Annotated in this window: 7 protein-coding genes; 6 read left to right on the plus strand and 1 reads right to left on the minus strand. The window is 35.1% G+C overall.

Translation table 11 applies throughout. The annotated features are described in order from the left end of the window. The first annotated feature begins 596 nt into the window (after positions 1-596). Entirely contained in the window at positions 597-2,669 is a 2,073-nt protein-coding gene (locus F6K22_RS18175; protein WP_293100691.1) for a tetratricopeptide repeat-containing sulfotransferase family protein, read from the plus strand. Between the two features lie 1,186 nt (positions 2,670-3,855). Next, entirely contained in the window at positions 3,856-5,904 is a 2,049-nt protein-coding gene (locus F6K22_RS18180) for a tetratricopeptide repeat-containing sulfotransferase family protein (protein ID WP_293100694.1), read from the plus strand. Between the two features lie 934 nt (positions 5,905-6,838). Here F6K22_RS18180 and F6K22_RS18185 read toward each other — a convergent pair. Then, positions 6,839-8,047: a site-2 protease family protein gene (locus tag F6K22_RS18185; protein ID WP_293100696.1), complete on the minus strand. Its 1,209-nt coding sequence runs from the start codon at positions 8,045-8,047 to the stop codon at positions 6,839-6,841. Positions 8,048-8,194: 147 nt separating this feature from the next. On the opposite strand from F6K22_RS18185, the gene F6K22_RS43540 reads away from it, so the two are divergent. The 4 genes from F6K22_RS43540 to F6K22_RS18200 all read left to right on the plus strand — a co-directional run bounded on the left by F6K22_RS43540 (position 8,195) and on the right by F6K22_RS18200 (position 10,310). Further along, positions 8,195-8,782 carry an RNA-guided endonuclease InsQ/TnpB family protein gene (locus F6K22_RS43540; RefSeq protein ID WP_483244144.1) on the plus strand — a complete coding sequence of 196 codons (588 nt, stop codon included), beginning with the start codon at positions 8,195-8,197 and terminating at the stop codon, positions 8,780-8,782. Further along, positions 8,745-9,383 (plus strand): RNA-guided endonuclease TnpB family protein, encoded by a 639-nt coding sequence (locus F6K22_RS43545; protein WP_483244145.1) that lies wholly within the window; start codon positions 8,745-8,747, stop codon positions 9,381-9,383. The genes F6K22_RS43540 and F6K22_RS43545 overlap by 38 nt, the downstream gene beginning before the upstream one ends. A 106-nt stretch (positions 9,384-9,489) precedes the next feature. Next, the gene (locus F6K22_RS18195) at positions 9,490-9,894 is read left to right on the plus strand and encodes a phosphosulfolactate synthase (protein ID WP_293100698.1); all 405 of its coding nucleotides are present in this window, start codon (positions 9,490-9,492) and stop codon (positions 9,892-9,894) included. Positions 9,895-9,899: 5 nt separating this feature from the next. Beyond that, positions 9,900-10,310: a VOC family protein gene (locus F6K22_RS18200; protein WP_293100701.1), complete on the plus strand. Its 411-nt coding sequence runs from the start codon at positions 9,900-9,902 to the stop codon at positions 10,308-10,310. The last annotated feature ends 228 nt before the right edge of the window (positions 10,311-10,538 follow it).

Raw genomic sequence — 10,538 nt, forward strand, 5'->3', positions numbered from 1 at the left:
TTATGTCTGATTCCTATAATCAAATTTACTGTAAACATTCAGCCTTTAGCTATGAGTCATTAACTCATTATTTTGTCAGGAGGAATTAGTTTCCAAGAAGTGAAATATGTTTGTACAGCATTCCGCAGGAAAGAATAAAGATCGTTAGCTAACCGAAGTCAAGTTAAGTGCTTAGACAAAATTAATTACCTAATTTTATTCCCTGTAATTTTTACAGCATTAGATTTTTAGCTGTAAAATATGTTTAATTAATTGTGCATGACTACTTATTATCTTAAAAAGCTGAATGCTAATAGTTGAATGCTTACTTTTAATGAATCATCTAGCTCACACCATTTCTCCATAAATTTCCGCTGAATATTTAGTCAATCCTCTCCCTAAAAGGGAGAGCTAATTATCCATTATCCATTAATAAACCATACCTTTAACTTTTTGAAAGCTGTCAACTACTTTTTCCTCTTTTAAACCTAATCAAGCTGATAGCTAATAGCCGTTAGCGCAGCTCCTCTGTTAGCGCAGCTCCTCCGGAGGAGGCAATAGGCTAGCTGACCGCTGAATATTTACAATTTACCTGTAAAAAATTACGAAATTCAGATATGTCTTTCAATCAAAATAGTCAAGCTTTAGTATTGCCCAAACAACAAGAAGCTGAAATTTACTTATCTCAGGGAAAATTAGAAGCAGCTTATGAAATTTGTCAAAGCATTTTAGAAGATTCACCTAACTTTTCCCCCGCCTACAATACTCAAGGAAAAGTATTACAAGCAATGGGAAAAATAGAATTAGCAATTACCAATTATCGCCAAGCAATACAATTAAATCCCCAACAAATAGAAACCCATAAAATATTAGGAGATATCTTAGTCAAACAAAAACAATTATCTGAAGCGATCGCCTGTTATGAAACAGCTATTAAATACAATCCAAAAGTATCATTGTTTCATCATAAATTAGGGTTAGTCTTCATACAACTAAAAAACTGGGATGAAGCAGTAAACGCTTTCTGTCATGCAATTCAATTTAATCCCAACTTTCCCTGGTCTTACTATAAATTAGGAGAAGCCTTAACTCAACAAAAAAAATTGCATCAAGCAGTTATTGCTTATCAACGTTCTATTGAAATTAAACCAGACTTATATTGGTCTTATCAACATTTAGGAAAAGCTCTAATTAAACAGGGAAAAATAGATGAAGCGATCGCCTATTATCAAGACACACTTAAACAGCAACCCCACCTTGACATAATTCATAAATTATTAGCAGATGCTTTAGTCGAAAAAGATCAAATTGATGCAGCAATTCCTAATTATCTCAAAGCTATTCAGTTAAATCCAGATTCTCCTTGGTCTCATATATGTTTATGGGAAATATTTCTCAAAAAAGACCAATGGAATGAAGCAATTATTATTTATCATCAAGCAATTAAACTTAACCCTAATGCTTTTTGGTTATGGACTTACTTAGGAAAAGCTTTAGTTCAACAGGGAGATTTAGAAAGGGCAATTACTTGTTATCAACAAGCTATTAAAATTCAACCAGAAATTTATGAACTTCATAAATTATTAGGAGATGCTTTTGTTAAAAATAATCGATGGGAAGCTGCGGCAAACTCTTACTTGCAAGCCATTTCCATTAATCCCGAAATTTCCTGGGCAGATAGTGGGTTATCAATACTATTAAATGTCTTACATAAAACGAATAAGTTAGACGAAGCTGCAAAACTCTACCAAAAAAAAATTGAACTTAATCCCCAATCTATTTTGACTTATATAAATCTAGGGCAAATTTTAACTAGCCAAGAAAAAATTGATGAGGCAACTATTTGTTATCAAACTGCTTGTTACCAAAAAATTTTAAAGTCTCACCCTAATTTTATGGAAAAGCACTGGAATTTAGAACAATTTCAAAAAGCCATTAGAAAACCAGATTTTTTAATTATTGGAGTAGGCAAAGGCGGAACAACTTCTCTTTATACTTATCTGACTCAACACCCACAAGTTTTACCTCCTCTTCTTAAAGAAATAAACTTTTGGTCTGGCAACTTTGCTAAAGGAATAAATTGGTATTTAGCTCATTTTCCTCCCATTCCCAAATCAGAAAATTATTTAACAGGTGAAGCAAGTCCCGGATATTTTGGTAACTTGGAAGCTGCAACTAGAATTTTTAGTTTCTTTCCCAAAATCAAGCTAATTATTCTTTTCAGAAATCCTATAGACCGAGCAATTTCTCACTATTATCACTGGGTGAGATTAAATAAAGAAAATCGTGATTTAGAAACGGCAATAAATTATGAATTAGAGATTTTAGAAAATTTTAGAGAAAGCTCAACTTTTTCCTTAAATCATTGGCAGCAAAATTTGTATTATTTGGCTCCAGGAGTTTACATAAAATTTTTGCAGAAATGGATGGCTATTTTTCCCAAAGAACAGTTTTTAATTCTCAAAACCGAAGACTTTAATATCAATCCACCAAATGTTATGCAGCAGGTTTTCAAATTTTTAGGTTTGCCAGATTATCAAATTCCAGATTATCAAAAATTCAATATAGGTTCTTATCCCGATATCAAAGATGCTATCCGGCAAAAAATGGGTTATTTCTTTCAAGATTCTAATCATAAATTAGAGGAGTATTTAGGTATGAGATTTAATTGGGAAACTTCAGGTAGATGACTAGGAGTTAGAAGGAAAATTTCTGGAATAACACTTAGGTGAAAGGTTTACTTTCTCTAACAACCCACATTCCGCTTCAAAGGTTGCTTTTACCAAATTCGGAGGTCTAAAACCTCCTCTTTTAAGAGGATGAAAAAAATATTTAACTCAGTATTTCAAGCCTCCGACTTGAGTCGGAGGTTCGCTGATAACTGATAACTGATAGCTGAAATGACCTCCTTCTATCATCAATAGCTGATGGCTGTTTGCGCAGCATTCCGTAGGAAATGCTTGCCTATAAACTCTGCTAAAGCTCTGAAGTTCTACCAAAAATTATTATGAAGCTAGTCTTTGAGTTTCTGGATTTATCAAATTGTCAAACATTTTCATTTTATAAAGCTCCTAAAAAAAATCAGCGGCTCAAAGGATTTTCCGTTGCATCCCCACAAAAATTTTGATACGATAAAAAGTAGAGGGGGTTGTTTGCCTATACGCATGATTTTTTATTCAATGCAATTTCCTGACTCAAAGACAATCGAATATTTAGGAATTTTACTTTATAAGGAATAATAGTAGCAATTTTTCATCCACTGAAGCTCCCATACATAAGATAATATGCTTGTTCTTCCCCCGAACTAGTCTTTCCATCCATAACTCCTCAGTGAAAAAGCACAAACATTTTCATTTTATAAAGCTCCTGAAAAAAATTCGGCGCCTCAAAGGATTTTCCGTTGCATCCCCACAAAAATTTTGATACGATAAAAAGTAGAGGGGGTTGTTTGCCTATACGCATGATTTTTTATTCAATGCAATTTCCTGACTCAAAGACAATCGAATATTTAGGAATTTTACTTTATAAGGAATAATAGTAGCAATTTTTCATCCACTGAAGCTCCCATACATAAGATAATATGCTTGTTCTTCCCCCGAACTAGTCTTTCCATCCATAACTCCTCAGTGAAAAAGCACAAACATTTTCATTTTATAAAGCTCCTAAAAAAATCAGCGCCTCAAAGGATTTTCCGTTGCATCCCCACAAAAATTTTGATACGATAAAAAGTAGAGGGGGTTGTTCGCCTATACGCATGATTTTTTATTCAACATAATTTCCTGACTCAAAGACAATCGAATATTTAGGAATTTTACTTAGAAGAAATCTAAAAGATATCAAATGGCTTCTATATAAAATTTAACAGGGAAACTAGAGATGAACTACTACGAATTAGCAGAAAAATTCCTAGAACAACAAAAGTGGGAAGAAGCAGTTACTAACTACCGCCAGGCAGTAAAACTCAACCCTAATTTTTCTTGGTCTTACTATAAACTAGGGCAAGCCTTAACTAAATTACAAAAGTGGGAAGAAGCTATTACCACTTACCAAAAAGCCATAGAACTAAATTCTGATTTTCCTTGGTCTTATCATCACTTAGGAAATGCGTTACTTCAACTAGAAAAATGGGAAGAAGCAGTTAACGCCTACCAAAATTTTCTTCAAATTAATTCCGATAATTATTGGACTTACCATAAATTAGGAGAAGCCTTATTTAAACTAGGAGAATTTGACCAAGCAATTCTTTATTATCAAAAAGCTATTCAACTCAATCCAGAAATCAAAGGAACTCATCAAAAATTAGCAGATATTCTCTTTAAAATTGGAAAACTAGAAGCAGCAGAAACAGCATATCGTCAGGCAATAAAACTCAATCCAGAAGTAGTTTGGTATCGCCAATGTTTGGGAGATATTTTACTTAGACAAAAAAGATTAGACGAAGCGATCGCTACTTATTTAGAAGTTGCTCAAATTACTCCTAATCTAACTTGGATGCACCTACAGTTAGGAGATGCTTTTGCTCAACTTGGTGAGTCAAATTTAGATGAAACTATCAATTATTATTGCCAAATTATTAAAAATCCTGACCGGTATCCGATTTATCAAAAATTACTATATCTCATCAAAGCAAATCCAGAAATATACCTAGAATTAGGAAATTATCTAGCACAAGAAAATCAAATCTCTGGAGCCATCATTATTTATTACCTGTTGCTAGAAATATTACCCAATCAAATAGAAATTTATCAGCAACTCGGCAAAATATTCCGACAAAAAATTCAACTAGAACAACAACTAAATTCATTTTATTCTGTCGTTGAAGCTAACCCAGATAGTCAATCTTACTATCACCTAGGATTGGCATTAACCAAACAACAAAAATGGTTAGAAGCTACCATTGCTTACCATCGTGCTATAGAACTTAACCCTGATTTTGCTTGGTGGTCTGATATTCGTCTGTGGGAAACTTTTCAGAAGCAAGATAAGCTCCAAAAAATAGTTAATTTATTTCAAAAATTTATTGATTCTCCAAATAACTCAATCTGTCGTTATCTCAACTTAGCTGAAGCTCTAACTCAAGTAAATAGAAAAACTGAAGCAATAAAAATTTATCAAACTGCCTCTCAACAACAAATTCAACAAAACTATCCTAACTTTTTTCTAAAATCCCAAAACTTGGCTAAAATCTCCGCACCCAATTTTCTTATAATTGGAGTCAAAAAAGGAGGAACTACATCTATTTATCATTATCTAATTCAACATCCACAAATTTTACCAGCAATTAAAAAAGAAATTGATTTTTGGTCTTTCTATTTCCATCGAGGCTTAGATTGGTATCGGGCACATTTTCCAGCAATTCCAGAGTCAGAAAAATTCTTGACTGGAGAAGCAAGTCCTAGTTATTTTGATGCTCCAGATATTCCTGCTAGACTATTTCATTTTTTTCCTAAAATTAAACTAATTGTTCTATTAAGAAATCCAGTAGATAGAACCATATCTAACTATTATCACGAAGTCCGTTCAAACGCAGAGAATATGTCTGTGGAAGAGGTAATTAATTCTAGACTGGAAAAACTGATAAAAATTTCATCTAGTTTAGTCAAAGAAAAAGATTATTGGAATTATCAGGGAGATTATATAGCTTCTAGTGTCTATTTAGATTGGCTGAAGAAATGGTTGAATATTTTTCCTAGAGAACAGTTGTTAATTTTGCCTAGTGAAGAATTTTATAGTGACCCGAAAACCACAATGAAGCAAGTTTTCAATTTTCTAGGTTTGCAAGATTATCAAATACAAAATTATCCCAAATTAAATTCTGGTTCTTATTCATCTATTAGTGAGTCACTTCGACAAAAATTAAACGATTATTTTCAGCCTCATAATCAACGTTTAGAGGAATATTTAGGTATGAAATTTAATTGGTAGAAGTAAGGAAAAAGGAATAAGGAAAAAGGAAGAAAGAAGGAGGAGTAAACATTGAAAAAAGAAAAAAGGTAAAAATGATCGAGATAACTGTCTAATATGAATTGAAGCAGCTATTTTTAAGCATCTCAGATCAAAGAAATAATTTCAGCGATAATGCTCCGCATCGCTGTCGCGATCGCCTCTTTTTCTTGCCTGAAAAAAATTAGTTTTGTGCTTCAGAACTAGAGATATTTAGATATTAAGTATCTTAGCTAAATACCTTATATCCATCTTTTTGTCAAATTAGACAATTTCTTAAATATTTGTACTTATCTGAATTTTGTTTTTTTGAGCTTACTTTTCCTAAGCTAAAAATTGCTAAATTTGAGGTGTAATTAACGATAATACTTGATTGTAGAGCTTTAAAGTTAGTCTTTTTTGAGGTTTAGACAGAAGATTGGCACAATATCTTATGTACAGGGTATGATACCAAATCTCTGAAATAACGCAAGCTCGTGAAATATTTTGTCACAATCTGGGAAAAATGAGGCTGATTAGATTTGTAAAAACAATTTTAAAAGCTAAGTTAATCAGTAAAACTTATATGAAGCCTTCACTATAAAAGTCTAGAATATAAGGGTAGTGGGGGAGTAACTTTTTTGCGCTTGTCTGCCAAAAATGCTAACTTTTTGAGCGTTTTAGACTGAAAATCTGGCACTTTTTTGAAACCCAAAAAGGCTAAAGTCTTTATCTGTAAATGCTTTGAGAATTAATCAGCAAGCCATAATGATTCATACTTTTACTTCTCTCCCACTCTCCTACTCGGGTGAGCGAAAAAAAAACCTGTGGGGAACATATAGCTAAAAAGCTAAAAGCCTTAGTTAATGGTGATTTTTTGGATACAACGCTCTTTATCCCACGCAAAATTTCGTTCACCCCTCCTACTCCCTACTCCCTACTCCCTACTCCCTTTGAAATTAGTAACTTTAGCAATTGCTTCTAACTTCATTCCCGACGGATAATTACCTTCTGTTTTCACACGTTTAATTTCTGCTTCTGAAATATTCAGTTTCAAGTATTTAGCTATTCCTCGCACAATATCACTCTTATCAATTATTCCTACTACTGCTCCAGCAGGAGAAAGTACAGTTATTTGCCTTTGTTGATGAAACTCCATTCTATTAATAACTTCTAATAAACTAACTTTTTCTGACACAGTAACCATCTGATTTAGAGGGCAAATAATCATCCTTAAAGTTTGAGTATCCCGATAACTTTTTTCAATATAACGAATAGCATCATCATAAACTAAACCAAGATAACGACCCCTATAAGCAGCAAAATAAGTTGAAAATTTAGAACTTTTTAAAAGGTATTTATCGGCAAACTGACTCAGAGTTAAATTTGCATCTACTACACGAAAATCTTGAGTCATTACCTCTGTAGCTCTAATATTAATTAACGCTGACTGTAAATCAGTTATGCGCTGATAAATTCTGGCATTACGCAGAGCAAACCAACCAATTAAAGCAATCCAAAAACCACCATAATCTCTAATCGTCAAAACAATTATCAACCCTAAACTAATTCCTAACCATCCCAAACTTTTACCACTTTTAGTCGCCCATCTTACCCCTGTAAAACGACTACCAGTTATTTTCCAAACAGCCGCTTTTAATACTTGTCCGCCATCCAAAGGTAAGCCAGGAATTATATTAAAAATCGCTAAAATTAAATTTATTTCTGCCACTCTACTCATTAATTCCCCAACCAAACTTGATGCTGGGAATAATAAACTTATTAAACCTAATAAAAAGAATAAAACCAAACTCACCAAAGGTCCGGCGATCGCTACTTGAAAAGCCTCTCCAGGAGTTCTAGAATCTCGTTCTATTGAAGGAACTCCACTAAATAAAAATAACCTTATAGAATCAACCTTAATTCCTTGAGAAATAGCAACTAAACTATGACCTAATTCATGTAATACTACCGAGCAAAATAGTAATATAGCAATTACCAATCCAGCACCCCAAGCTAAAAAAAGACCTCTTTCTTGATAATCTTGAGTATTGATGTATGTTACCCAAAATAAAATAATTAACCACGAGTAATCCAGAAATAAAGGGATACCAAATAAACTGCCTATTTTCCAACCTGCCTGCATGATATTTTTTTTGTTTTTTTATCAAAGTGTTGCGAGAAGACCCGCGCTCTCCTTCAAGGGAGCGTCGTATGGGAATCGCAAGTCCCTAAGAGCGGTTTCACACATAATATGTTATATTCTAAAAAATATTGGATAACTAAGCAGTAAATGGTTGAGAAAGGGTACAAATTTAGGTTTTACCCCACTCCAGAACAAGAAAACTTGTTGCGGAGAACTTTGGGCTGTGTGCGACTCATCTATAACAAAGCCTTAGCAGCTAGAACTCAAGCTTGGCATGAGAATAAAGAGCGAGTCAGTTACAAGCAAACTTCAGCCATGCTAACTTCCTGGAAAAAGCAGGAAGATTTAGATTTTCTGACTGAAGTAAGCAGTGTACCGTTGCAGCAAAGTTTAAGACATCTACAGACTGCTTTCACCAACTTTTTTAGTGGACGGACTAAATACCCCAACTTCAAGAAAAAGCGTAACGGTGGTAGTGCAGAATTTACGAAGGCAGCATTTAAGTGGAAAGATGGTCAAATCTATCTGGCTAAATGTGCAGAACAATTACCTGTCAGATGGAGTAGACAACTACCAGCAGGTTGTGTACCTAGTACAATTACTGTCAAACTTGACCCTAGTGGTAGATGGTCTATATCTGTGAGAGTCAATGACACTAGAGATTTGAGACTCAAACCTGTTACCAAACAAGTAGGTATTGACGCGCGGAATTACCAGTTTACTAACTACCAGTGATGGAGAAAAAGTTGCCAACCCAAAAAATCTTCAGAGGTTACATAAAAAACTAAGGTTAGCCCAGAAATCCCTAGATAAAAAACCCGACAAAAAGTCTAATAACTATCACAAAGCCAGACTCAAAGTAGCTAGAATACACGCTAAGATTAAAGATTCAAGAGGAGACTACACCCATAAGCTGACATACGTCGCCAATCCGACGGCTCCCCTACGACTAATTAGAGAAAACCAAACAATAGTAGTTGAGGATTTGGCAGTTAACAACATGGTCAAGAATCACAAGTTAGCAAGAGCAATATCAGATGCTAACTGGGGAGAATTAGTGAGACAATTAGAGTACAAAGCGGAATGGTACGGAAGACAATTGATAAAAATTGACCGATATTTCCCTAGTTCAAAGCGTTGTTCTAATTGTGGTCATGTAGTGGAGAAATTACCTCTAAATATTAGAGAGTGGGATTGCTCAGAGTGTGGTGCGCACCATGACCGCGATATAAATGCAAGTATAAATATTTTGGCTGCTGGACTAGCAGTGTCAGCGCCAGTCGCTCATGGGGGAGACCCCCAAGACCGCGCTGGCTTGTCTGTGGAGCGACCGTAAGACCCGAAGGGAGTAAATCTCGGAGGGCGGGTGCTAAGAAGCAGAAAGCCCCTAACAGTGATGTTAGGGAATCCCGCGCTGCAGGTGCAAGTGCAGCGTCGGGAGGATGTCAACCGAAGTGGGGAGCAAAGATCCAGAAAAGGTAATTCCGCCTTACATTTGGATCAAAAATATTAAAGCTGAACTTGCTGCTGGAGCTTGGAAAGTCATAGCCGAAGCTCGTGAAAATGGTACAGCAGGAATATATCGTAGCAATGGAGAAGTTCGCTTTGGACTTGTAGAAGAAATACTGACTCAAATAGACTTCAACGATCTAATCTTTGAAACGCCACAAAAAGCACAACAAGTCTGGTCAATTAAAAAGTTCGGACATTTAGTAAACTTGGGAAATATTGCAGTGGATGATGTCATTTCTTTGGAAACCTTGAGACTCGGTTTGCGAAGTGACACCCTGGAAACTTTTCATAAGAGCAGTCAGAATAAGTCGATGTTTAATTTAATAGAAAATTAAATTTAATGACACTAAACAAGAAGACAGATAGTATTTTTCACTTGGCAATTCCTACCCATGACTTAAAAGTAGCTAAACAGTTTTATATTGAAATTTTGGGATGTCGTCTAGCTCGGGAATATCAGGATCGAATCACCTTAGATTTTTTCGGCGATCAACTCGTTTGCCATCTCGCACCCAATGAAATAGATCCCAATCCGAAGATGTATCCTCGCCATTTTGGGCGGACATTTCTTGAAAAATCTACCTTCGATCAAACAATAGAATCAGCAAAAAAATATGGTGTTCGTTTTCTAGAAGAACCCTCAATGCGCTTTGCTGAACTACCAGAAAAACATCTTACTGTTGCACTTCTCGATCCATCCAATAATGTCGTTGAATTTAAGTATTATTTCCAAGAAGACTATATTTATTAATTGACATCCTCCCGACGCTGCACTTGCACCTGCAGCGCGGGATTCCCTAGCATCGCTGTTAGGGGTTTCCTGCTGCCTCTTGCAGAGGAGCTGCGCTAACATAGCACTCGCATAAACGAGATTTACTCCCTTCAGGTCTTACAGTCGCTCCACAGGCTGACACTGCTAGTCCAGCAGCCAAAATGTTAATTGCAGCGTTGATATCCCGGTCATGGTGACTACCACACA

Source organism: Okeania sp. SIO2F4, assembly GCF_010672385.1.
Classification (GTDB): Bacteria; Cyanobacteriota; Cyanobacteriia; order Cyanobacteriales; family Microcoleaceae; genus Trichodesmium.

What these genes read in the sequence shown, in the direction of transcription:
- F6K22_RS43540 (WP_483244144.1), top strand. Translation starts at nt 8,195, where the DNA reads ATGGTTGAGAAAGGGTACAAATTTAGGTTTTACCCCACTCCAGAACAA.
- F6K22_RS18185 (WP_293100696.1), bottom strand. Translation starts at nt 8,047, where the DNA reads ATGCAGGCAGGTTGGAAAATAGGCAGTTTATTTGGTATCCCTTTATTT.
- F6K22_RS18195 (WP_293100698.1), top strand. Translation starts at nt 9,490, where the DNA reads ATGTCAACCGAAGTGGGGAGCAAAGATCCAGAAAAGGTAATTCCGCCT.
- F6K22_RS18175 (WP_293100691.1), top strand. Translation starts at nt 597, where the DNA reads ATGTCTTTCAATCAAAATAGTCAAGCTTTAGTATTGCCCAAACAACAA.
- F6K22_RS18200 (WP_293100701.1), top strand. Translation starts at nt 9,900, where the DNA reads ATGACACTAAACAAGAAGACAGATAGTATTTTTCACTTGGCAATTCCT.
- F6K22_RS18180 (WP_293100694.1), top strand. Translation starts at nt 3,856, where the DNA reads ATGAACTACTACGAATTAGCAGAAAAATTCCTAGAACAACAAAAGTGG.